The 22256-nt window shown below is 73.7% G+C and carries 22 protein-coding genes; 11 read left to right on the top strand and 11 right to left on the bottom strand.

Translation table 11 applies throughout. The annotated features are described in order from the left end of the window. Positions 1-72 precede the first annotated feature (72 nt). Positions 73-426, bottom strand: coding sequence for a DUF3817 domain-containing protein (locus DFP74_RS23850; protein WP_121184919.1), 354 nt, complete (start codon positions 424-426; stop codon positions 73-75). A gap of 75 nt (positions 427-501) precedes the next feature. Further along, positions 502-1419: a class A beta-lactamase gene (gene bla / locus DFP74_RS23845; RefSeq protein WP_121184917.1), complete on the bottom strand. Its 918-nt coding sequence runs from the start codon at positions 1417-1419 to the stop codon at positions 502-504. 116 nt (positions 1420-1535) lie between these two features. Between bla (DFP74_RS23845) and DFP74_RS23840 the strand changes: the two genes are divergently transcribed. Then, positions 1536-2429: a LysR family transcriptional regulator gene (locus DFP74_RS23840; RefSeq protein ID WP_199725766.1), complete on the top strand. Its 894-nt coding sequence runs from the start codon at positions 1536-1538 to the stop codon at positions 2427-2429. Beyond that, positions 2426-3334 (top strand): serine hydrolase, encoded by a 909-nt coding sequence (locus DFP74_RS23835; protein WP_121184913.1) that lies wholly within the window; start codon positions 2426-2428, stop codon positions 3332-3334. The genes DFP74_RS23840 and DFP74_RS23835 overlap by 4 nt, the downstream gene beginning before the upstream one ends. Before the next feature lie 199 nt (positions 3335-3533). Here DFP74_RS23835 and DFP74_RS23830 read toward each other — a convergent pair whose 3' ends face one another. After that, a complete protein-coding gene (locus tag DFP74_RS23830) occupies positions 3534-4268 on the bottom strand; it encodes a YqjF family protein (protein ID WP_121184911.1) in 735 nt (244 codons plus the stop codon). A gap of 317 nt (positions 4269-4585) precedes the next feature. Here DFP74_RS23830 and rhaI point away from each other — a divergent pair, with 317 nt between their 5' ends. The 4 genes from rhaI (at position 4586) to DFP74_RS23810 (ending at position 10866) form a co-directional block, all read left to right on the top strand. Then, positions 4586-5764 carry an L-rhamnose isomerase gene (rhaI, locus tag DFP74_RS23825; RefSeq protein WP_121184909.1) on the top strand — a complete coding sequence of 393 codons (1179 nt, stop codon included), beginning with the start codon at positions 4586-4588 and terminating at the stop codon, positions 5762-5764. 47 nt (positions 5765-5811) lie between these two features. Further along, positions 5812-7848 carry a bifunctional aldolase/short-chain dehydrogenase gene (locus DFP74_RS23820; RefSeq protein WP_121188475.1) on the top strand — a complete coding sequence of 679 codons (2037 nt, stop codon included), beginning with the start codon at positions 5812-5814 and terminating at the stop codon, positions 7846-7848. Then, positions 7845-9338, top strand: coding sequence for a rhamnulokinase family protein (locus tag DFP74_RS23815; protein ID WP_121184907.1), 1494 nt, complete (start codon positions 7845-7847; stop codon positions 9336-9338). The genes DFP74_RS23820 and DFP74_RS23815 overlap by 4 nt, the downstream gene beginning before the upstream one ends. Before the next feature lie 295 nt (positions 9339-9633). Beyond that, on the top strand, positions 9634-10866 hold the full coding sequence (locus DFP74_RS23810) for an FAD-dependent oxidoreductase (RefSeq protein WP_121184905.1): 1233 nt from the start codon (positions 9634-9636) through the stop codon (positions 10864-10866). 170 nt (positions 10867-11036) lie between these two features. Here the strand turns inward: DFP74_RS23810 and bla (DFP74_RS23805) are convergent, their stop codons facing one another. After that, a complete protein-coding gene (gene bla, locus DFP74_RS23805) occupies positions 11037-11972 on the bottom strand; it encodes a class A beta-lactamase (protein ID WP_121188474.1) in 936 nt (311 codons plus the stop codon). 214 nt (positions 11973-12186) lie between these two features. On the opposite strand from bla (DFP74_RS23805), the gene DFP74_RS23800 reads away from it, so the two are divergent. Both DFP74_RS23800 and DFP74_RS23795 read left to right on the top strand, forming a co-directional pair. Further along, positions 12187-12633 carry an SRPBCC domain-containing protein gene (locus DFP74_RS23800; RefSeq protein ID WP_121184903.1) on the top strand — a complete coding sequence of 149 codons (447 nt, stop codon included), beginning with the start codon at positions 12187-12189 and terminating at the stop codon, positions 12631-12633. Next, positions 12630-12989 (top strand): helix-turn-helix transcriptional regulator, encoded by a 360-nt coding sequence (locus DFP74_RS23795; protein WP_121184901.1) that lies wholly within the window; start codon positions 12630-12632, stop codon positions 12987-12989. The genes DFP74_RS23800 and DFP74_RS23795 overlap by 4 nt, the downstream gene beginning before the upstream one ends. Before the next feature lie 88 nt (positions 12990-13077). Here DFP74_RS23795 and DFP74_RS23790 read toward each other — a convergent pair whose 3' ends face one another. Then, the gene (locus tag DFP74_RS23790) at positions 13078-13827 is read right to left on the bottom strand and encodes a hypothetical protein (protein WP_121188473.1); all 750 of its coding nucleotides are present in this window, start codon (positions 13825-13827) and stop codon (positions 13078-13080) included. Between the two features lie 216 nt (positions 13828-14043). Then, the gene (locus DFP74_RS23785; protein ID WP_121184899.1) at positions 14044-14643 is read right to left on the bottom strand and encodes an HAD family phosphatase; all 600 of its coding nucleotides are present in this window, start codon (positions 14641-14643) and stop codon (positions 14044-14046) included. Between the two features lie 303 nt (positions 14644-14946). Between DFP74_RS23785 and DFP74_RS23780 the strand changes: the two genes are divergently transcribed. After that, positions 14947-15774: a DUF4190 domain-containing protein gene (locus DFP74_RS23780; protein WP_158613044.1), complete on the top strand. Its 828-nt coding sequence runs from the start codon at positions 14947-14949 to the stop codon at positions 15772-15774. A gap of 198 nt (positions 15775-15972) precedes the next feature. Here the strand turns inward: DFP74_RS23780 and DFP74_RS23775 are convergent, their stop codons facing one another. Further along, on the bottom strand, positions 15973-17589 hold the full coding sequence (locus tag DFP74_RS23775; protein WP_121184895.1) for an MDR family MFS transporter: 1617 nt from the start codon (positions 17587-17589) through the stop codon (positions 15973-15975). Between the two features lie 148 nt (positions 17590-17737). Between DFP74_RS23775 and DFP74_RS23770 the strand changes: the two genes are divergently transcribed. Both DFP74_RS23770 and DFP74_RS23765 read left to right on the top strand, forming a co-directional pair. Further along, entirely contained in the window at positions 17738-18328 is a 591-nt protein-coding gene (locus DFP74_RS23770) for a TetR/AcrR family transcriptional regulator (RefSeq protein WP_121184893.1), read from the top strand. A 23-nt stretch (positions 18329-18351) separates the two neighbouring features. Next, positions 18352-19077 carry a creatininase family protein gene (locus DFP74_RS23765; protein ID WP_121184891.1) on the top strand — a complete coding sequence of 242 codons (726 nt, stop codon included), beginning with the start codon at positions 18352-18354 and terminating at the stop codon, positions 19075-19077. On the opposite strand, the gene DFP74_RS23760 is transcribed toward DFP74_RS23765, so the two are convergent. The 4 genes from DFP74_RS23760 to DFP74_RS23745 all read right to left on the bottom strand — a co-directional run bounded on the left by DFP74_RS23760 (position 18982) and on the right by DFP74_RS23745 (position 22256). Then, on the bottom strand, positions 18982-19956 hold the full coding sequence (locus DFP74_RS23760) for a lysylphosphatidylglycerol synthase transmembrane domain-containing protein (protein WP_121184889.1): 975 nt from the start codon (positions 19954-19956) through the stop codon (positions 18982-18984). The genes DFP74_RS23765 and DFP74_RS23760 overlap by 96 nt on opposite strands. Positions 19957-20056: 100 nt before the next feature. Continuing rightward, on the bottom strand, positions 20057-20839 hold the full coding sequence (locus tag DFP74_RS23755; protein ID WP_121184887.1) for a class I SAM-dependent methyltransferase: 783 nt from the start codon (positions 20837-20839) through the stop codon (positions 20057-20059). Next, positions 20836-21876, bottom strand: a complete 1041-nt coding sequence (locus tag DFP74_RS23750) for a glycosyltransferase family 4 protein (RefSeq protein ID WP_121184885.1) — start codon at positions 21874-21876, stop codon at positions 20836-20838. The genes DFP74_RS23755 and DFP74_RS23750 overlap by 4 nt, the downstream gene beginning before the upstream one ends. Beyond that, positions 21873-22256, bottom strand: a complete 384-nt coding sequence (locus DFP74_RS23745) for a 6-carboxytetrahydropterin synthase (protein WP_121184883.1) — start codon at positions 22254-22256, stop codon at positions 21873-21875. Before DFP74_RS23745 ends, DFP74_RS23750 begins: the two co-directional genes overlap by 4 nt.

Below are 22256 nucleotides of genomic sequence, written 5' to 3'. Positions count from 1 at the left end.
GTCCGCCGCGCGCACCCCTGCCCGTGCCCCGACATCGACGCGCACCGGCCCTCGACCCGGGCCGGGAAGGGGTCAGGCGACCGTCTCGGGGGCGCGCTCGGCTCTCTCGCGCCGCTCCGGCGGCGTCAGGCGGCCGGTGCGGTGCAGCCACCAGTCGGCGACCAGGGTGCACATCGGGGGGATGGAGGCGGCCAGCGCCAGCAGGGTGGGCCACACGCCCCAGCGCAGCCGGAACCCCGCGAACAGGGTCAGCAGCACGTAGACGACGAACGCCCCGCCGTGGATCGGCCCGAAGATGTGCACGCCGAGCTCGCTGCCGTTGATCAGGTACTTGAAGCCCATGCCGATCAGGAGCCCGGCCCAGGTGAGGGCCTCGAAGGCGGCCACCGCACGGAAGGCCGTCGCTGTCAGGGTGGAGATGCGCACGCTGTTCCTCGAACTCTGGGATATCCGGACATGACCGGACCCGGCGCGCCGTCGGCGGCCGGGACCGGTCCCAGGTTAGGCCAGGGCGTCGACCACGACCTCGGCGGCCTGGGCGATGAGGGCGTCGTCGTACTCGGCGTCCTCCTGGTCACGGCTGGACATGACCGCCAGGACGATTGGGTCGCCCTCCGGCGGCCACGCCACGGCGATGGCGTTGCGGATGCCGTAGCCGCCCGCGCCGGTCCGGTCGCCGACTTCCCAGTCCTCGGGTACACCGGCGCGGATCAGGTCGTCCCCAGTGGTGTTGCCCCGCATCATCTCCACGAGCAGGTCGCTCTCCTCCTCGGGCAGGACGTCGCCCAGGGTGAAGGCCTCCAGGGTGGTGGCCATGGCGCGCGGGGTGCTGGTGTCGCGCTCGTCGCCCGGGGTGCCCTCGTTCAGTTCGGGCTCGATCCGGTCGACGCTGGTGACGTCGTCGCCGATCTCCTCCAGCGCAGCGTCCAGGGCCTCCGGGCCGCCGAGCTCCTCCAGCAGCAGGTTGGTCGCGGCGTTGTCGCTGTAGCGCAGCGCGGCGTCGCCCAGTTCGAGCAGGGACATGTCGTCGCCGACGCGCTCTTCGGTGACCGGGTTCCAGTTGACCAGGTCGTCTTCGGAGATGGTGACGACCTTCTCCATCTCCTCCGGTGTGGTCTGTTCGAGCAGGGCTCCGAAGAGCGCGACCTTGAAGGTCGAGGCGTAGCCGAACCGTTCGTCGGCGCGGTACTCGACGGCCTCGCCGCTGCCGGTGTCGAGCGCGTAGACGCCGAGCGTGGCGTCGAACTCCTCCTCCAGAAGCGCGAAGTCGGCCTCGGCGTCCGCCACGGCCGAGTTCGAGGGCGAGTCGGAGGCGTCGGTTCCCTCCGCCGCCCCGGGCGTCGAACAGGCGGCCAGCGGCATCAGGGCCGCGGCGGCCAGTGCCGCCAGGGCCTTGTGTCGGGTCATGGGTACACGCATGGTGGGACTCCCCGTCCGGATTCGATCGGTGACGCTCAGCAGTCTTACGGACCTCGTTCATGCTGTCGAAGACACGAATGAGCATTCTCATGCGCTTTCGACATAGTGTGTGGTGCATGGACCTCGTCGGAGCCTGTCGGGCCTTCGTCTACGTGAGCGACCGCGGCAGCTTCACCCTGGGGGCCGCCGCGGCGCGCATTCCGCAACCGGTGGCCAGCCGACGCGTCGCCGCCTTGGAGAAGCACTTGGGCGCCCGCCTGTTCGACCGCACCTCGCGCCGGGCCACGCTCACGCGCTTCGGCCGCGACATGCTGCCCTCGGCCCGCCGCCTGGTCGACCTGGCCGAGTCGATGGAGCACGACGCGCAGCGGGCCCGCCAGGCGCCCTTCGGGTTGGCCGTGCCGGAGGTGTGCCCCACCCGTGAGCTCGCGCTGCTGGCCGCGCAGGGCCGTCGGGAGGGGCTGCGCCTGGACCCGCGCCCGGCCGCGCCGGGCGAGCGCGTCCACCTGCTGCGCTCACGCGAGGTCCGCGCCGCCGTCACCGCCGTGCCGTCGGGCGACGCCACGTGGTCGGTGCCGCTGGGGGTGGCGGCCGCGGCCGAACCCGCGATGGCGGTCGCCTACGTCGAGACCCTGCGGGTGGGCCGCACCGATCCGCCCTCGGGGGCGCGCCGGGTGTGGATCCAGCCCGAGGACGACGTGCCCCACATCCGCGACCCGCTGACCCGGATCCGCGACGCGGTCGGTCTGCGGCCCGGACAGGTCGCCGTCGCCGCCTCCCTCGCCTCCGCCGCCGCCGAGGTGCTGGCGTCGGCCGACCTGCTGCTGTGCTCGCGCCGCCAGGCCGCGGAGCTGGGCCTGCACTGGCGTCCCACCGGCGAGATCCGGCTGGAACGCGGCTATGACGTGTCGGCCGACGACGGTGGTGACGCCGAGACCCTGCGCGGTGCGCTGCGCGCTTCCCTCGGCCGCTGCCTGGGCGCCCTGGAGACGGAAGAGGTGGCGCGGTGAGCCCCCAGGCCCTGCTCAGGGAGTTGCGCGAGGAGCTCGACGCCGGCGGGTTGGACGGATCGTTCCTGGTCCGGGACCTGAACAGCGGCGAGGAGATCGGCATCGAACCGGACCTGGAACTGCCCTCGGCCTCCCTGGTGAAGATCCCGTTGGCCGTCGCCGTTCTGGAACGCGTGCACCGCGGCGAGATCGACGGGGCCGCGCCGGTCCTGGTGCAGCCCGGCGGGGTCACCACGCCGGGCCCCATCGGGCTGACCCGGTTCCGGCATCCGGCCAGGATCGCCGTGGACGACCTGCTGTACATGAGCACGGCCCTCAGCGACGGCTCGGCCGCCGACGCGCTGTTCGATCTCACACCGCCGGCCGAGGTCGCGGCGGTGCTGCGCGCGGCCGGGCTGGGCGGGATCACCGTCCGGCACACCATGGGCGAGCTCAACCAGACGCCCGCCGACCGCCTCTCGCCCGCCGAGGTCGACCTGGCCCACGTCCTGGCCATCGGCGCGGGGACACCCGGTCGGGGCCACCGGATCCCGCAGCTGGACATCACCCGGGCCAACTCCGGGACGGCGCGCGCCTTCGTCGACCTGCTCCAGGCGCTGTGGACCCCGTCCGCGATCACGCCGCAGGTCGCGGAGCGCGTGCGCGAGCTCATGGCCGGGAACGTCCTGCGGCACCGGTTGGCGCCCGACTTCAGCTCCGACGCCTCCCAGTGGTCGTCCAAGACCGGCACCCTGCTCCATCTGCGCCACGAGATGGGGGTGGTCGAGCACGCCGACGGGCAGGCCTTCGCCGTCGCGGTCATGACGGCCTCGCGCGTGCCCGCCTACAGCCAGCCGGGCGCGGAGGCCCTCATGGCCCGGGTCGCCCGCGCCCTGCGCGACCACCTGCGCGCCGCCTGGATGTGAGCCCCGGGCCCGCGCGCCGCCTGGATGTGAGCCCCGGGCCCTCCGCGCACCGCCTGGATGTGAGCCCCGGCCCCGCGCGCCGCCGCCCGCCCATGTGGTCGAACGCGGGAGGCTGCGGCCTTGCCGGGCTTCGCGCCTCCCTACGGGGCCCGGTGTCGATCCCGGTCCCGGGCCACCGGTGCACCGGACCGGCCGTCCGCTACCGGGCCACGGCCAGGGTGGGGCGCAGTCCCGCGGTCACCCCGGGCGACCACAGCACGGACACCGGCTGCGGGTCGGTGACGGACAGCCCGACGGCCTCCAGTAGGTCGCCCCGGTACTCCAGCAGTCGGGCCCGGTACAGCGGCCAGGGCTCGTGGGTCACGCGGAGCCACTGGGTCGCTCCCAGGTGCGCGGTGTGCAGGCCCCAGCGCGCGGTGAGGAAGTGCTCCATCGGCGAGGGCGCCGTGATGGGGTCCTCCACCGCCACCCGCCAGTGGCCCCTGGTACCGCGCCCGGGAGCGCGGCGCCGCACCGCGCCCGCGCGCACCCCGTCGGCGGTGGCGTGCAGGGACACGTCCGACCACGTGTAGGGCAGGCCGGTCAGGAGCCGGGCCGCCATGACGATGTGCGGCGCGTCGGCGTCCATGGACAGGAAGACCACGCCCTGGCGGCCCCGCCGGTCCACCGAGTACACGCGTACGTTGACCTCGTTGAATCCGCCGAGCGGCACCGCTGCGAGGGCCGTGGTCGAGCGCGCCCGGAAGGCGACCAGGCCCACGTGGGCCGTGCCGTCCAGGACATCGGGACGTGTGTGGGCGGGCAACAGCGGCGCCACCTGGTCCGGGTCGACCCGCCAGTGGACGAAGACCGCGTCGCGCCACGCCTGCGTCAGCGGCGGCGGCCCGGACAGGGGCGGGGGAGAGGGGCTCGTGGTCGCCTCGTCGTGTGCCATCGGATCCGTCCTCCGCCTCGCCCGCGGGCCGTTCCGGCCCCTGTGACCGGAACGATTCCACACCGCGGGGCGCGGGTGGGACCGGTGCGCCCGGCGTGTGACCCCTGACTCTGTGCCCCGGTCGGTGACGACGATTAGGTAAAACGTTTCAAGCTCATCACCAGGCGAAGTGCTTCCTAGCCAGGTGAGGGGATATTGACAGGTCGGGACGCACGACGATAACTTCTGCGAAGTTGTACTGAAACGATTCAATCGGCTTGCCCGACCCGCCGGTACACCTCACGGCACGCCGACCACCACCCGAACGGAGCCCCACCGTGGCACCCTCCACCGACAGCCGCGCGGACGTCCTGGACGTCCTCCGACGCCAGCACATCGAGCTCCCCTCCTGGGCGTTCGGGAACTCCGGCACCCGCTTCAAGGTGTTCGGCCAGCCGGGCGTGCCCCGCGACCCCTGGGAGAAGATCGCCGACTCCGCCGAGGTCCACCGCCTCACCGGCGTGGCCCCCACCGTCGCCCTGCACATCCCCTGGGACCGGGTCGACGACTACTCCGCGCTCGCCGCCCACGCCCGCGACCTGGGCATCGGCATCGGCACCATCAACTCCAACGTCTTCCAGGACGACGACTACAAGCTCGGCAGCGTCACCAACCCCGACCCCAAGATCCGCCGCAAGGCCACCGACCACCTGCTGGACTGCGTCGACGTCATGGACGCCACCGGCTCCCGCGACCTCAAGCTGTGGTTCTCCGACGGCACCAACTACCCCGGCCAGGACGACCTGCGCGCCCGCCAGGACCGCCTGGCCGAGGCCCTGTCCGAGGTCTACGGCCGGCTCGGCCCCGGCCAGCGGATCCTGCTGGAGTACAAGCTCTTCGAACCGGCCTTCTACGCCACGGACGTCCCCGACTGGGGCACCGCCTTCGCGCACTGCCTCGAACTCGGTGAGAAGGCCGTGGTCTGCGTCGACACCGGCCACCACGCCGCGCACACCAACATCGAGTTCATCGTCGCCTTCCTGCTGCGCGCGGGCCGCCTGGGCGCCTTCGACTTCAACTCCCGCTTCTACGCCGACGACGACCTCATGGTCGGCGCCGCCGACCCCTTCCAGCTCTTCCGCATCATGTACGAGGTCGCCCGCGGCGGCGCCCTGGCCACCGACACCGAGGTGGCCTTCATGCTCGACCAGTGCCACAACATCGAGCCGAAGATCGCCGGCCAGATCCGTTCGGTCATGAACGTGCAGGAGGCCACCGCCAAGGCCCTGCTCGTGGACGCCGACGCCCTGGCCGCGGCCCAGGCCGAGGGCGACGTCCTGGCCGCCAACGCCGTCATGATGGACGCCTTCAACACCGACGTGCGCCCCATGCTCGCCGAACTGCGCGAGGACATGGGCCTGGCCGCCGACCCCATGGCCGCCCACGCCGCCTCCGGCTACATGGAGCGCGTCATCGACGAGCGCAAGGGCGGCACCCAGGCCGGGTGGGGCGCGTGAGCGAGTCCCGCCCCCACCGCACAGCCGAGACCGACCAGGAGACCACCATGGCCGACTCCGTCATCGACGACCTCATCAAGCGCAGCAACACCCTGGGCGCCGACCCGCGCAACACCAACTTCGCCGGAGGCAACACCTCCGCCGCCGGTACCCGGACCGACCCCGTCACCGGGCAGCCCGTCGAACTGCTGTGGGTCAAGGGCTCCGGCGGCGACCTGGGCACCCTGGCCGAGGACGGCCTGGCCGTGCTCCGCCTGGACCGGCTCCACGCGCTCGTGGACGTCTACCCCGGCGAGGAGCGCGAGGACGAGATGGTCGCCGCCTTCGACCACTGCCTCTTCGGCAAGGGCGGCGCGGCACCCTCCATCGATACCGCCATGCACGGGCTCGTGCGCAGCGCGCACGTGGACCACCTGCACCCCGACTCCGGCATCGCCCTGGCCACCGCGGCCGACGGCGAGAAGCTCACCCGCGAGTGCTTCGGCGACCGCGTCGTGTGGCTGCCCTGGCGCCGACCCGGCTTCCAGCTCGGCCTGGACATCGCCAAGATCGCCGAGGAGAACCCGCAGGCCATCGGCGCGATCCTGGGCGGCCACGGCATCACCGCCTGGGCCGACACCAGCGAGCAGTGCCAGGCCAACTCCCTGGAGATCATCCGCACCGCCGAGGCCTTCCTCGCCGAGCACGGCCGCCCCGAGCCCTTCGGCCCCGCGCTGGAGGGCTACGGCGCCCTGCCCGAGGAGCAGCGCCGCGAGCGCGCCGCCGCCCTGGCCCCGGTCATCCGCGGCCTGGCCTCCACCGACCACCCGCAGGTCGGCCGCTTCACCGACAGCGACGTGGTCCTGGACTTCCTCGCCGCCGCCGAGCACCCCCGCCTGGCCGCCCTGGGCACCTCCTGCCCGGACCACTTCCTGCGCACCAAGGTGCGTCCGATGGTCCTGGACCTGCCGGCCGACGCGCCGCTGGAGGACGCCGTCACCCGGCTGCGCGAGCTCCACGAGGAGTACCGCGCCGAGTACCGCGCCTACTACGAGCGCCACGCGACCCCCGACAGCCCCGCCATGCGCGGCGCCGACCCGGCCATCGTGCTGGTGCCCGGGGTGGGCATGTTCTCCTTCGGCAAGGACGCCAAGACCGCGCGCGTGGCGGGCGAGTTCTACGTCAACGCCATCAACGTCATGCGCGGCGCCGAGGCGGTCTCCACCTACCGGCCCATCGAGGAGTCGGAGAAGTTCCGCATCGAGTACTGGGCCCTGGAGGAGGCCAAGCTCGCCCGGATGCCCAAGCCCAAGCCCCTGGCCACCCGCGTCGCCCTGGTGACCGGCGCCGCCAGCGGCATCGGCAAGGCCATCGCGACCCGCCTGGCCGCCGAGGGCGCGTGCGTGGTGGTCGCCGACCTGGACGCCGACAAGGCCGTCGAGGCCGCCGCCGACCTCGGGTCCAGCGACGTCGCCGTGGGCCTGGCCTGCGACGTCAGCGACGCCTCCGCCGTCGCCGCCGCCTTCAAGGAGGCCTCCCTGGCCTTCGGCGGGGTGGACCTGGTCGTCAACAACGCCGGACTGTCGATCTCCAAGCCGCTGCTGGAGACCACCGAGCGCGACTGGGACCTGCAGCACGACGTCATGGCCAAGGGCTCCTTCCTCGTCTCCCGCGAGGCCGCCCGGCTGATGACCGCCCAGGGCCTGGGCGGGGACATCGTCTACATCGCCTCCAAGAACGCGGTGTTCGCCGGACCCAACAACATCGCCTACTCCTCGGTCAAGGCCGACCAGGCCCACCAGGTGCGCCTGCTGGCCGCCGAGCTGGGTTCGGAGGGCATCCGCGTCAACGGCGTCAACCCCGACGGCGTCGTGCGCGGCTCCGGGATCTTCGCCGGCGGCTGGGGCGCCCAGCGGGCCAAGGTCTACGGGGTCCCCGAGGAGGAGCTGGGCGCGTTCTACGCCAAGCGCACCATCCTGGGCCGCGAGGTCCTGCCCGAGCACGTCGCCAACGCCGTGTTCGCGCTGACCGCCGGGGAGCTCTCGCACACCACCGGCCTGCACATTCCCGTCGACGCCGGCGTCGCAGCCGCCTTCCTGCGATGAGCGCCGCGCACTCCGTCCACGCCGCGGTCGACCTCGGCGCCTCCAGCGGCCGGGTCATCACCGGCCGCCTGGAGGGCGGGCGCCTGCACACCGAGGAGGTCGCCCGCTTCCCCAACGGAGCCGTCGCGGTCCCCCGCGGGGGGCGCGACACCCTGTACTGGGACATCCTGTCCCTGTACAAGGGCGTCCTGGAGGGACTGCGCACGGCCGCCGAGGCGCACGGCGGACTGGCCTCGGTGGGCATCGACTCCTGGGCGGTCGACTACGGCCTCCTGGACGGCGACGGCGGGCTCCTGGGCAACCCGGTGCACTACCGCGACGCCCGGACCACCGGCGCTCCGCAGAAGGTGTTCGAGCACCTGCCCGCGGACCGGATGTACGCGGTCAACGGGTTGCAGGTCCAGCAGTTCAACACGGTCTTCCAGCTGGCCGCCGCGGCCGGCGACGCCGACCTGTCGCTGGCCCACGACGCGCTGCTCGTCCCCGACCTGCTGGGCTACTGGCTGACGGGGGAGCGGGTGTGGGAGCTGACCAACGCCTCCACCACGGGGCTGGTCGACGCCCGCACCCGGACCTGGGCCAAGGAGTGCCTGGACGTGCTGGAGGGCCCGTTCGCGGTGCCGGTCCGCGGCCTGACCTCGCGCCTGGTCGAACCGGGCACGGTCGTGGGACCGCTGAGCCGGCGGGAGTCGGTGGGCGCCGCCGCGGGCGCGCCGCTGGTCGCGGTGGGCTCGCACGACACCGCCTCGGCGGTGGTCGCGGTTCCGGCCCAGACGCCGAACTTCGCCTACGTCTCGTGCGGGACGTGGTCCCTGGTCGGGGTGGAGCTGGACGCTCCGGTGCGCACCGAGCGCGGCCGGGCCGCCAACTTCACCAACGAGCTCGGCGTGGACGGCACCGTGCGCTACCTGCGCAACGTCATGGGGCTGTGGGTGCTGCAGGAGTCCCTGCGCACCTGGCGTGAGCAGGGCCGGGAGGTCGACCTCGCGGACCTGCTGCGCCGCGCGGGCGCGGTGCCCGCCCTGTCGTGCGTGGTGGACGTGGACGACGCGCGCTTCCTGCCGCCGGGCGACATGCCCGCGCGTGTGGCGGAGCTGGCGGCCGAGACCGGGCAGCGCCCGCCGGCCGACGACGCCGAGCTGGCCCGGTGCGTCATCGACTCGCTGGCCCTGGCCTATCGCCGCGCGGTGCGCCAGGCCGCCGAGCTCAGTGGTCGGGACATCGACGTCGTGCACGTGGTCGGCGGGGGAGCGCACAACACCCTGCTGTGCCAACTGACCGCCGACGCGACCGGCCTGCCGGTCGTGGCGGGCCCCACGGAGGGCGCGGCGATCGGCAACCTGCTGGTGCAGGCCCGCGCGGTCGGCGCGGTGGAGGGCGACCTCGCGGCGCTGCGCCGGATCGTCGCCGCCTCGACCGAGACCCGCCGGTACACCCCGACGGGCCCCACGGGTCCGTGGGCCGCCGCCGAGGCCCGCCTCTGGGGCTAGAACCCAGGGCGTAGAGCCCACGGGCTGGGTTCCAAGATCTGGGGCCCAGAGCCTAGAACCCAGGCTCAGGGCTTCAGGGCCCAGAACCCAGTGTTCAGGGTGTGGAGGTGAGACTTCACGGCACAGGAGTGCCCCGCCGAGACCGGCGGGGCACTCCTGCTTTCCGGCCTGCCCGCGTCCGCCCGAGCCCGGTCGCCCGGCGGCGGGCCGCCGCTGGGGGCCATCACACCGACACGGGCACAGGGGCATTGCACCGCATGCCTCCACCGGCCGATCATGGGAGCCGGAGGCGACCATGACCGAACACACGACATGCGTGATCGCCGGCGGCGGTCCGGCCGGAATGGTGCTGGGCCTGCTTCTGGCGCGTGGCGGGGTCGACGTGACCGTGCTGGAGAAGCACGGCGACTTCCTCCGCGACTTCCGCGGCGACACCGTGCACCCGAGCACCCTGCGGCTCCTGGACGAACTCGGTCTGGGCGAGCGCTTCGCGGCCCTGCCGCACAGCAGGGTGGACGAGGTCGCCCTGCCCGACGTCCACGGGGACCGGGTGGTCTTCGCCGACCTCACACGGCTCCGGGCCCCCTACCCCTACATCGCGATGGTGCCGCAGTGGGACCTGCTCAACCTGTTGGCCGAGGCGGCCGAGCAGGAACCGCACTTCACCCTGCGGATGAACACCGAGGTCACCGGGCTGACCCGACGAGGCGGCGTGGTCACCGGCGTCCGATACCGGGACCGCGACGGCGGGGGAGGGGAGAAGGAGCTGCGCGCCGACCTGACCGTGGGGGCGGACGGGCGCGGGTCCACGGTGCGTGCCGCCTCCGGGCTGAGACCGCACGAGACGAAGGTGCCCTTCGACGCCTGGTGGCTGCGGCTGCCCCGGCGCCCCGACGACGGCATCGAGGCGCTCGGAGCCGGTGCCGCGCCCGGTCACATGGCCGTGGTCATCCCACGCGAGGGCTACTACCAGATCGCCTTCCTGATCCCCAAGGGGTCCGATGCCGAACGCAGGGCGCAAGGCGTCGGCCGGTTCCAGGAACGGCTGGCGGAGTGCCTTCCCGCGCTGGCCGACCGGGTCGACGCACTCACCTCGATGGACGACGTGAAGTTCCTCGACGTGCGCCTCGACCGGCTGTACCACTGGCACCTGCCGGGACTGTTGTGCATCGGCGACGCCGCGCACTCCATGTCTCCGGCGGGAGGCGTGGGCATCAACCTGGCCGTGCAGGACGCGGTCGCCGCGGCCGAGATCCTGGCCGCGCCGCTGCGCGGGGGACACCCCAGCGTTCGCGACCTGGCACGGGTGCGTCGGCGCCGCTGGCCGGCGACCGTCCTTGTGCAGGGCGTGCAGCGACTCATGCACCGGAACGTGATCGCACCCGTGCTGGAACGCAGGCGGACCGGGCCGCCCGAGGCGATGACCGCCCTGGTCAAGCGGTTCCCCCAGCTGGGTGTCGTGCCCGCCTACGTCATCGGTGTGGGCGTGCGCCCCGAGCACGCCCCGGAGTTCGCCAGGCGCCCGTGAGGGGCCCACCACGACCGTGGGCCGCCCCTGCCCGGCGCTGCCGTGCCCGGCGCGGCGACGTGCGCGCCCACGACGGGTCCGCAGCACCGGGAGAGCGGCCCGGCGGCGCCACGCGGGCCCGGTGGTGGTCCGTCGGCCGGTGGCGGTTCGCGGGGCCGGTCGCCGTGGGACTACGGGGCGAGAGCCTCGACCGCCACCCGCGTGGCCTGCGCGACGAGGGCGTCGTCGTACCCCGCGCCCGCCTCGTCGCGGCCCGACATGACCGCCAGGACGATCGGGTCGCCCTCCGGCGGCCACGCCACACCGATGTCGTGCCGGGTGCCGTAGCCGCACGCGCCGGTCTTGTCCCCGACCTCCCAGCCCTCGGGGACTCCGGCGCGGATCAGCTCCTCCCCGGTGGTGTTGGCGCGCATCATGCCGACGAGGATGTCGCGCTCGTCCTCGGATAGGACGTCGCCCAGGGCGAACTCCCGCAGGCTGGTGGCCATCGCGCGCGGGGTGCTGGTGTCACGTCCGTCGCCGGGGACCGCCTCCGCCATCTCCGGCGCGGTCCGGTCCACGCTGGTGACGTCGTCGCCGATCTCCTCCAGGGCGGCGTCCAGCGCCTCCGGGCCGCCGAGTTCCTTGAGGAGCAGGTTGGAGGCGGTGTTGTCGCTGTGACGCAGCGCGGCGTCGCCGGCCTCGTGCAGTGTCATTCCACTGGACACGTGCTCCTGGGTGATGGGGGAGTGGAAGACCAGGTCTGCTTCGGAGAAGGTGACGACCCGGTCGAGTTCCTCCACGGGTGTCCGGTCGAGCACGGCGCCGAAGGCCAGGACCTTGAAGGTGGAGCAGTAGGCGAAGCGCTCGTCGGCCTGGAACTCGACCGCCTGGTCCGTGCCGGTGTCGAGCGCGTAGACGCCGAGCCGGGCGTCGAACTCCTGCTCCAACCGTGTGAACTCCGTGTCCGCCCGAAGAGGAGGGGGCGGTTCGGCGGGCCGAGTGGCCTGCGCGGACGGTGTCGGGGAGGCGGGTTCGGCTGGTCGGTCGGGGGAGGGGCAACCGGTGAGCGGCGCCAGCACGACCGGGACCAGTACCGCCAACGGAACGCGCCGGGACCACGGCATCGCGAACAACCTTCTTTCCGTGTGCGTTCGGTGACTCTGTGAAGTCTCGTGGTCGGCGGGCGCTCTGTCGACGATGTCGGTGGCGCGCCGTCCGGGCGGCGGCCCTGGAGGGTGCGGGGCGGGTTCCCGACCGAAGTGCAACTGGAGGGTTGCTTCTGGATTCCCTATATGCAACCCTGTAGTTGCACTTACTGGAGCGACGAAGGAGATGTCCATGAGTGAGGACCGAGTCGAGCGCGACACCCTGATCGCGGCGCCGCTGGAGCGCGTGTGGCCGCTGGTGGCCCAGCCGGGGTTCTGGGTCAGCGACCCGGAGGTCGCGGCCGACCCCGCGGCCAGGGAGGGCGAGACCTTCGTGGCCCGCAGCGCCGAGTACGGCGAGTTTCCGGTCCGGGTGGAGAAGGTCGACCCGCCCGCCTACCTGGCCTACCGCTGGGCCAGCGCCTTTCCGGGCGAGGAGCTGCGCGCGGACAACAGCACGCTCGTGGAGTTCACGCTGACCGCCGAGGGCGACCAGACACGGCTGCGCGTGGTCGAGAGCGGCTTCGCCTCGCTGGCCGGAACCCAGGAACTGCGCGACCAGGCCGTGAAGGACAACACCGTGGGCTGGCCCGACGCGTTCGAGAGGTTCAGGAAGCGCGCCGAGCAGACTGCGCGGTGACCGGGGCAGGACACGCCGCGGGGGAGGAGGCCGACGGCGTCCTGGCCGCCCTGGCCGACCCCACACGGCGCCGACTGCTCGACCTGCTCGCCGCCCGCGGCGAGGCCAGTGCGACGGCCCTGGCCGAACGACTGCCGGTCACCCGGCAGGCGGTGGTCAAGCACCTGTCCGTCCTCGACGAGGCCGGGCTGGTCACCGGACGCCGGGTCGGACGCGAGGTGCGCTACACGGTCCGGCCCGCCGCGCTCGACGCGACGGCCCGGTGGATGGCCGCGCTCGCGGTCGACTGGGACCGGCGCCTGGCGGCGGTCAAACGTGTCGCCGAGGCCGCCGAACGCCAGGATCCGCGGGCCTGAAGGGGCTCCGGTGGTCCGTGCGCCACGGGCCGGTGCGCTCGCCCGGGGGCCGGCGGACGGGCCGCCGGCCCCCGGCGCGGAGCCGGGATCAGTGGGACGTGTGCGAGCGGCGCCGGCCGAAGCCCCGCAGCCGGCCGCCCTGGTCCTCGGCGGAACGCGGACGCGGGGCCGAGGCCCGCACGCCTTCCCCGGTCGCCGCGCCGGGCCGCGTCCCGGCGCGCAGGGTCGACCACCCCACCGGCCAGAACGCCACGATCGCGGCGACGGCCATCACGTAGAAGGCCCAGAACGGCGGAGCCGCCAGCGCCAGTGCCGTCACGACCAGTGCGATCGACGTCAGCGCCGTCGGGCCGGGACCCATGATCCCGGCGCGGGCCACACCCATGGCGAACGCCAGGGTCCCCAGCACGAAGGCCACGGAACCGCCGATGAACAGGGTCATGAACCACGGGCCGACGGCCTCGATCAGCGCCACGGAGTCGACGCCGGTGTCGATCGCGCCCGCGATGGTCATCTCGATCGCGGGCAGCCCGGCCAAGAGCACGAAGCCCACGATGACCAACGGCAGGCCCCACGAACTCCAGCGCTGCTCGCCCGCCTCCCTCAGCCGCCCGCGCAGGGCCTGGAAGGCGAGGGCGGCCAGGGCGAACGCTCCGAGGGTCAGCAGGTGCGCCGCGGCCCAGCGGGTGGTGTCGGCCTCGGCGGCCTCCGCGACGGCCTCCGGGGCCGGGGCGGCGGCGCCCGCGGTGAACGGGTGGTAGAGGAAGGCGGCCAGCAGGACCACCGGTGCGATGATCATGACGGCCGCTCGGAACCTGTTGCGGGTTGGTGTGGACACGGCGTCCACCTCCAGGGCGAGAACCGGCCTGGCCCGGACGCCCGTTGAGCCCGGGCACGAGGAACTTACCGCCACAGTACGCCCGATGGTGCGCATCGGTACAGGTCACAGGCGCCGAGTTCGTACCGGCCTATGGGCCGACGGGTTCCCCGGGCCCTGGCCCAGGGATTCCTCGGGCTTCCTGGGCCTCCGAGCCACATCCGGCCCGGCGGCGGGTCAGTGGCGGCCGAGGCGCTCCTGGAGGGCGGCGCGCGAGGTGAACACGTGTCCCTGTAGGCCCAGTGCCATCGCGGCGTCCACGTTGTGCTGCCGGTCGTCGACGAACAGCACCTTCTCGGGCGGCACCCCCAGGCCGTCCAGGCACCACTGGTAGGCCGCGGCCTCGGGCTTGGCGAGGTTCAGCCGGCACGACAGGCCCAGCACCTCGAACAGGTCCAGCACGCGCGTGTGGTGCCGTTCGAAGTAGTCGGCGTTCTCGAACGGGATGTTGGACAGCAGCCCCAGTTTCACGCCGTCGGCGGCCAGCGCACCGACGAACGAGACCATCTCCTCGTCCACGAGCGACCAGCTGTGCACGTCGAGTTCCACCAGTTTCGCGGCGGTGGCGTCGTCGAAGGCGGTGCCCAGGCGCTCGCCGACCGCGCGCCAGAAGCCGGGGCCGTCCAGGTCGCCGCGGTCGTAGTCCTGGCGGGGGTGCCAGTAGGCGGACCAGAAGTCCTCGGCCGACGCTCCCGCCGTCTCCACCAGGGCCGAACGCCCTTCCTCGGACTGGTCCCTGGCGATGACACCGAACATGTCGAAGAGCACTGCGTCCACGAAGGTCCTCCTGGGTCGGTCAGGCGGCACGGCCGCCCGCGGCGGGTTCGAGGGAAGGCTACCGTCCGCCCCCGAGGGGACCTTCGCCCTCTCCCGTGCAGGGTCGAAGGGCCCGGCCACCGGGGACGACGGCCCCAGGACCAGGGCGGAAGGCCTTAGTGACCTGGGTCACGTTCTGGTATGTGCTGGTGGTGGAGGGGCGCATGCCGCGCGGGTGGGAATCGATCCCGGCCGGGACGGCGGGCGTGTGCCCGCCCTGCCCCCGGTGCTCGCCGTCGGTGGGGACCGACCGAGGAGATCGCGATGAACCAGCAACCGCCGTACGAGGTGGGGACGCCACCCACCGGCTTTCCGCCCCAGGGCTACTACCAGCCGGTGGTCCCGGCGGAGACGTCCGGTCTGGCCACCGTCTCCCTCGTGGCCGGCATCGCCTCGGTCACCCCGCTGGGCTTCCTGGTCTTCCCGCCCATCGTCGGAGCCGTGACCGGCGCCCTGGCGCTCGTGCGGATCCGCGGCTCGGCGGGGCACCTGAAGGGCACGACCATGGCCCTGTGGGGGACCGTCCTCTCCGGGTTCTCCCTGCTCGTGCTGCTGGTGGTGGGCGGATTCCTGGCCGTGGCGGCCGACCAGGGCGCCACCGTCCCCGAGACGGTCGCCGAACAGGCCCCCGACGCGGTGGAGGGGGAGCCGGTGGAGCCGGCGCCCGAGCCCGCGGAGCCGGAGCCCGCGCCCGAAGCCCAGGGGGAGACCGTGGCCATGGGCGAGGCCGGGACCACGGGCGACTGGGAGGTCACCGTGACGGGCATCGAGACCCAGGCCTCCTACACCGACGAGTTCGATTTCACGGAGTACCCGCAGGGTGAGTTCCAGGTCGTCCAGATGGAGGTGTCCAACCAGGGGACCGAGGCCACGATGTTCGACGCCGAGGAAGCGGTGACCCTGATCGACGCGGACGGGAACAGCCACGCGGCGAGCTTCCTGGTGGGCGACTTCTTCTACACGGACATCAACCCCGGCAACTCCGCCACGGGAGACGTCGTCGTGGACGTGCCCGCGGGCACCGAGATCTCCGCGGTGGAGATCGTCGATCCCTGGGATTTCGCCGACCCCCTGACCGTCACGGTGAACTGACCTGCCACCGACGCACGGTCCGCTCCGGGCCCGGCCCCCGGCCGGGCCCGCGGGCGTGCCCGCCGCGGTGCCGGACCGGGCGCGGCGGTAGCGCGTCAGGACGACCTGGGAGTCGGACGCGCGACTCGACCAGGGACAGACGGCGGACGCCCCCGGGGTCGATGCCGGGGGCGTCCTTCCATGGGTGGACCAGCGGACTCAGTCCGTGCCGGGCGGGAGCTGCGTTCCGGGTGCTCCGGTCGTTCCCGGCTTTGCGGTCGGCGCGGTCGTTTCGGCCGGTCCCGCCGTGCCGTTCGCGTCCGCCGTGGCGGCCGGTTCCGCGGGCCGCTCGTGGCCCGGCAGGTCCAGGCTCTCGCGCAGCCGCACCCGGGGCAGGAACAGGGCGACGACGAGGCCGACCACCGCGATGCCCGTGGCGAGCAGGAAGATGTCGCCGGTCGCGGAGCCGTAGGCGGACTCCACGGTCCCCCGGACGAACGGCGGCATGGCGTCCAGGTTCAGCATTCCGCTGCCGGCGGAGGCGGAGGCGTCGATCCCCGCGTCGGCCAGGCCGTCGGTGATGCCGGTGCTGACCCGGTTGGCCAGCACGGCGCCCAGGATGGAGACGCCCATGGTGCCGCCCAGGGAGCGGAAGAAGGTGATGGACCCGCTGGCCGCCCCGAGCTCGCTCAGCGGGACGGTGTTCTGCACGACCAGCACCAGGTTCTGCATCGACATGCCCACCCCGGCGCCCATCAGCACCATGCCCACGGCCACGAAGTACAGCGAGGTGGTCTCGTCGATGGTGGACAGGACCAGGAAGCCCGCGGTCAGGGAGACCATGCCGGTCACCACGTAGGACTTGACCCGGCCCGAGCGCGAGACCATGCGTCCCGAGACGGTGGAGGCGACCAGGACGCCCAGCATCAGCGGGGCGGTCAGGAGCCCGGCCTGGGTCGGGGAGTAGCCGCGGGCGAGCTGGAAGTACTGGCCCAGGAACACCGCGCCGCCGAACATCGCCATACCGACCGCCGCGCTGGCCAGGATGGCCGTCGCCGTCTCGCGCCGCACGACCAGGTGCAGCGGGATGACCGGCTGCGACACCCGGGACTCCACGAGCACGGCCAGGCCGAGCAGGACCAGTGTGCCCCCGACCATGGCGCCGGACTGCCAGGAGATCCAGTCGAAGTCGTTGCCGACGAAGGTCACCCACAGCAGGAGCAGGCTGACGCCGGAGGCGATGAGCACCGCTCCCGCGTAGTCCACCTTGGTGTCCGGGCGGCGGGTGTCGGACAGGTGCAGGGTGCGGCCGATCACGATGAACGCGATGACCAGGAACGGCACGCCGATGAGGAAGCACCAGCGCCAGCCCAGCCAGGAGATGTCGGTGATGGCGCCGCCGATGAGCGGGCCGCCCACTGTGGCCACCGCCATGATCGCGCCGATGTAGCCGTTGAACTTGCCGCGCTCCTTCGGGCTGACCAGCGAGGCGATGATCACCTGTACCAGGACCTGGGACGCGCCCATGCCCAGCCCCTGCACCGCGCGGAAGGCGATGAGCTGCTCGGTCGACTGCGCCAGGCCGCACAGCAGCGAGGAGACGACGAAGAGGACGATCGACAGCTGGAGCAGCCGCTTCTTGTCGAACAGGTCGGCCAGCTTGCCCCAGATCGGCGTGGAGGCCGTCGACGCCAGCAGCGTCGCGGTCACCACCCACGTGTACTGCGACTGCGTGCCGTTGAGGGACCCCACGATCTGGGGGAGCGCGACCGACACGATCGTCCCGCTGAGCATCGTCACGCCCAGCACGGCGAGCAGCCCGCTCAGCGAGCGCATGATCGGTGGTGTCCGTGTCTCGGGCGCAGGGCGTGTTCTGCTCAAGGGAACCTCGGGAAGTGCGGGATGGAACGGGACCGGCCAGAAACTCTGCCCATTGGGCAAAGATGCACAGTGGGCATGTTTGCACTTTGTGTAGACTAGCACCGTGGACAGAGCGGGTGGGTTGCGGGAACGCAAGAAGGAAGAGACGCGGCGAGCGGTGCACGCCGCCGCCGTGCGGCTGACCGCCGAGCTCGGGTACGAGCAGGTCACGGTGGAGGCCATCGCGGAGGCCGCCAACGTCTCGCGCCGGACCTTCTCCAACTACTTCTCCTGCAAGGAGGAGGCCGTCCTGCACGGCGAGCACGTGTACATGCGCTCGCTCACACAGGCGGTACTGGACCGGCCCGAGGACGAGGGCGCCTGGACCGCGCTGCGTGCCGCCGCCCGCGGCGTCTACGCCCGCTGGGGCCGGCCGACCGACCGCGAGGGGTGGGCCCGTGCCAAGCTCGCCCGCAAGCACCCCGCGCTGCTGGCCCGGCTGCTCGCCAACCACGCCGAACTCGCCCGGGACCTGGAACGGGCCCTGGGCGAACGGCGCCGCCCCGAGGGGGTGCGCCCCGCGGTCCTGGTCGCCGTCTTCCTCGCCTGCCTGCGGGTGTCCCTGCAGACCTGGACCGAGGAGGAGGCCGCCCGCGACCTCGCGGAGATCGCCGAGGAGGTCCTGGACGAGGCCGAGGCGCCCTTCACCCCCTGATCGGTCCGGGCGATACTGGCCCCATGGACGATCGGACCGCGCGTTCCCTGCTGCCGCTGACCACCACCGCGCAGGAGGGCGAGCGCGCCGCGCGGGTGGCCCTGCTGCCCGTCGGCAGCCTCGAACAGCACGGCCCCCACCTGCCACTGGTCACCGACACCGTCATCGCCTGCACCGTGGCCGCCGCGCTCGCCGACGCCCACCCCGTGCGCCTCCTGCCGCCCCTGACCCTGTCCTGCTCCCACGAGCACGCCGCCTGGCCCGGCACCGTCAGCATCTCCGCGCGCACCCTGCACGCCGTGGTCACCGACGCCGCCGACTCCCTGCGCCGGTCCGGCACCCCGCGGCTGGTCCTGGTCAACGGGCACGGCGGCAACCACGTCCTGGCCAACGTGGTCCAGGAGTCCGGCGGGGCCATGGCGCTCTTCCCCCAGGCCCACGAATGGGAGGCCGCCCGCACCGCCGCCGGGATGGCCACCGACAACGACACCGACATGCACGCGGGCGAACTGGAGACCTCCGTCCTGCTGCACGCCCATCCGGAGATGGTCGGCCCCGACGCCGCCCGGGCCGACCACGTCACCGGGCCACGCGACCACATGCCCACCCTGGGCCTGGCGCCCTACACCCCCACCGGTGTGGTCGGCCGCCCCTCACTGGCCACGGCCGACAAAGGAGGTCGACTGATCACCGCCCTGGTGCAGGCCTTCGCCGGGCACCTCACGGCCCTGGGCGGCGCGGAGCACTAGCACGACGGCGCCGGGCAGGGCGGCCACCAGCGCCAGCAGCCCGTAGACCACCGAGACCGTCACACCCTGGTCGGCGCCCAGCCCGGCCGCGCCGAAGGCCAGCCCCGCCACGGCCTCACGCGGCCCCCACCCGCCGACGTTGACCGGCAGGCTCATCGCCAGCAGCGCCAGGACCACCAGCGGCACCAACTGCGCCCACGGAGCGGTCACGCCCGCCAGGCGCGCCGCGACCAGGAACAGCACGACGTACCCGGCCAGCGCCGCCGCCGACAGCACCACCACCTGGACGCGGTGCGACCACAGGCCCGACCGGGCGTCGGCCGCCGCGGCGCGCAGCGCACGCCACCACCGCGGACGGCGGCGCCGTCCCGCCGCCAGGCCGAGGGCCGTTCCCGCGGCCAGCACCGCGACCACGCCCGCCGACACCCCGACCGCGCGCAGCCCCGGCCCCAGCAGGGCGGCCGGCAGGGCGAAGAGCAGCGCGGCCGCGGTCAGGGCGAGCACCACCTGACCGGCCAGGCGCTCGAGCACCACCGCGCGCACGCCGCGCGGCAGGTCCCCGGCGTAGCGCCCGTGCAGCAGCGCCCGGTGCACGTCCCCGAGCACCCCGGCGGGCAGCACCGCGTTGAGGAAGACGGCCCGGTAGTAGTCGGCGACCGCCCGGCCCAGCGGCAACCGCAGACCGACCGCGCAGGCCACCACCCGCCAGCGCGCCGCGCTGAGCACGGTGGTGGCCGCCCCCACACCCAGGGCCAGAGCGATCGCGCCCGCGTCCACCAGGGCGAACGCGTCGGTGAACACCTCGATCGGGTACCACCACACCACCCCGGCCAGGATCGCGGCCCCCGCCAGGCCCCGCAGCCACACGCGGATCCTCATCGGTCGTCCCTGGTGGGGTGCACGGTGGGGTGCACGGTGGGATCGGTGCTAAGTGGGTCGGCTGCCCCGGTCGCCCCTCGTGAGCACGCGCGGGTCCTCATCACGGGCCCCCGGCCGGATCGGCCCACAGGTCGGTGTGGTGGACGACGGCGGACAGGGCGCCGCGCGAGCACTGCGCCGACCGCCGCTCCAAGTAGGCGGCCGCGGGCAGCGCGGGGTCCTGCTCCTGGGCCGCGCCCACCCAGCCGCGCAGCCACGCCGCCAGCAGCTCTCCCTCGTCGGGGCCCAGCCGCCACGGGCTCGGGAACGTGCGGGTGGCGACTCCGCGCTCGGCGAAGGCCGCGCGCGCCGCCTCGACGGCGTCGGGTCCCAGCAGCCCCGCGCGCCGCTGATGGGCGTCGAACGCGCGTGCCACCGCCCCGTCGAGCGGGTCGGCGGGGTCCAACTCCACCCGGCCTGCCACCGTCAGCGAGAACAGCGCCGGGCAGCCGGCGTCGACCACGGCCCCGGCCAGCGCGTCGACCGCGGGGCGGGTGAGGACGTCGAGCAGGGCGGAGGCCGCCACCAGCGTGCATCCGGCCAGGTCGGTGGCGCGCAGCGACGCCAGGTCGCACCGCCGGGTCTCGGTCGTGGCGCCGGGCACGCCGTGCTCGGCCATCGCGAGCAGCCGCGGGTCGCGGTCGAACAGCACCCAGTGCTGCGGGGAGGGCAGGCGCGGGGCGAGCCAGCGCCCCAGCGATCCGCTCCCGCAGCCCAGGTCGGCGATGACCCGGCCCCGGTCGCCGATCAGCCCGACCGGCTCGCGCGAGCGCGCCCGTGCGTCGGCGTCCTCGCGCAGGGCGAGCCACTCCGGAGCGAACGGGGGCAGGTCCGTTGCGCTCATCGCGCCACCTCCCGGTTCAGGACGGCGGCCATGGCCCGTGCCGCCTCCTCCCATCCTGCCAAGTTCCGGCGCCGAAGGCGCGCCGCGTCGCGCAGCCGTTCGCGCAGCGACGCGTCGGTCAGCCACCGGCGCAGGGCGTCGCCGAGCGCGGCGGGGTCCTGCGGGGGGACGAGCAGGCCGGGGCGGCGGCCGTGGGGGTCGCGGCCCAGCGCCTCGGGCACACCGCCGACCGACGTCGCCACGACCGGGACCGCGCGGGCCAGGGCCTCGGTCACGACCATGCCGTAGGTCTCCGCCCTGGAGGGCAGGACGACGAGGTCGGCGGCGTCGTAGGCGGCCCGCAGGTCCGGCCCCGTCCGCGCGCCGACGAAGCGCACCGGGAGCGATCCGGCCCGGGCGCGCAGCTCCGCCACACGGCCGGCGGCGCCGAGGGGGCCCACGCACTCGCACGACCACGCGGGGCCGCGCACGAGCGCGAGCGCGTCCAGCAGCGTCTCGTGCCCCTTGCGCGGGGTCAACGAGGCCACGCACAGCAGGTGGGAGGCTCCGTCGGTCCCGCGGGCGGGCGGCGCCGGGTCCACGCCCGGGGGCACCGCGTGGACGCCGTGCACACCGTGGCGGGCGGCCACGTCCGCGGCGGCCGCCGCGGACGTGGCCACCACCCGCGCGGCGGCGCGCAGCACCCGGCCCTCGCGCTCGGCCAGGTCGCGGGCCGCGTCGGGGGCCAGACCGGTCTCGTCGGCCAGCGGCAGGTGCACCAGGACGACCGTGCGCAGACGCCCGGTGTGCGGCACCACCACCTCGGGCACACCGCAGGCGACCAGCCCGTCCAGGAGCACGGTGGAGCCGTCGGGCAGCTCGGCGAGCACCGCGTCCAGACGCGCCCGGGCGGCGGCGTCCGGGCGCGGCCACCCGCCGGGCACGGCCACGGTCCGCAGGGGGCGCCCGGCGGAGGCCAGCGCCCCCGCGAGCCGCTCGTCGTAGACGTGGCCGCCGCTGGGGGCCTCGCCCACGGGGACGACGAAGACCGCGCTCACAGCTCGCGGTCGTGGCTCGCCCAGGCCACGTGCGACTCGCTCAGGGTCACGGTCAGTCCGCTCAGGCCGCGCGCCGGGGCGTCGATCCGGTCCACGAGCCGGTCGCCGATCACCTTGGCCAGGTACTCGGTGGAGGTGTTCACGCCCGCGAAGGCGGGTTCCTCGTCCAGGTTGCGGTAGTTGAGCTCGGCGACCACCGCGCCCAGCTCGCGGGTGGCCAGGCCGATGTCGATGACGATGCCGTCCTCGTCCAGTTCGGGGCGGCGGAAGGTCGCGTCGACGACGAACGTCGCCCCGTGCAGGCGCTGGGCGGGGCCGAAGACGGCGCCGCGGAAGCTGTGGGCGATCATCAGGTGGTCGCGGACGGTGACGGAGAACAC

The organism is Nocardiopsis sp. Huas11 (genome assembly GCF_003634495.1).
Classification (GTDB): domain Bacteria; phylum Actinomycetota; class Actinomycetes; order Streptosporangiales; family Streptosporangiaceae; genus Nocardiopsis.
Note: the sequence above shows the minus strand (reverse complement) of the source record. Positions and strands in the feature narration are given on the sequence as shown.

Bases quoted from the DNA above. Each gene is read 5' to 3' on its own strand.
- bla (WP_121184917.1), bottom strand. From the start codon at position 1,419: ATGCGTGTACCCATGACCCGACACAAGGCCCTGGCGGCACTGGCCGCC.
- DFP74_RS23840 (WP_199725766.1), top strand. From the start codon at position 1,536: ATGGACCTCGTCGGAGCCTGTCGGGCCTTCGTCTACGTGAGCGACCGC.
- DFP74_RS23830 (WP_121184911.1), bottom strand. From the start codon at position 4,268: ATGGCACACGACGAGGCGACCACGAGCCCCTCTCCCCCGCCCCTGTCC.
- DFP74_RS23820 (WP_121188475.1), top strand. From the start codon at position 5,812: ATGGCCGACTCCGTCATCGACGACCTCATCAAGCGCAGCAACACCCTG.
- DFP74_RS23815 (WP_121184907.1), top strand. From the start codon at position 7,845: ATGAGCGCCGCGCACTCCGTCCACGCCGCGGTCGACCTCGGCGCCTCC.
- DFP74_RS23810 (WP_121184905.1), top strand. From the start codon at position 9,634: ATGACCGAACACACGACATGCGTGATCGCCGGCGGCGGTCCGGCCGGA.
- bla (WP_121188474.1), bottom strand. From the start codon at position 11,972: ATGCCGTGGTCCCGGCGCGTTCCGTTGGCGGTACTGGTCCCGGTCGTG.
- DFP74_RS23800 (WP_121184903.1), top strand. From the start codon at position 12,187: ATGAGTGAGGACCGAGTCGAGCGCGACACCCTGATCGCGGCGCCGCTG.
- DFP74_RS23780 (WP_158613044.1), top strand. From the start codon at position 14,947: ATGAACCAGCAACCGCCGTACGAGGTGGGGACGCCACCCACCGGCTTT.
- DFP74_RS23775 (WP_121184895.1), bottom strand. From the start codon at position 17,589: ATGCGCTCGCTGAGCGGGCTGCTCGCCGTGCTGGGCGTGACGATGCTC.
- DFP74_RS23765 (WP_121184891.1), top strand. From the start codon at position 18,352: ATGGACGATCGGACCGCGCGTTCCCTGCTGCCGCTGACCACCACCGCG.
- DFP74_RS23760 (WP_121184889.1), bottom strand. From the start codon at position 19,956: ATGAGGATCCGCGTGTGGCTGCGGGGCCTGGCGGGGGCCGCGATCCTG.
- DFP74_RS23755 (WP_121184887.1), bottom strand. From the start codon at position 20,839: ATGAGCGCAACGGACCTGCCCCCGTTCGCTCCGGAGTGGCTCGCCCTG.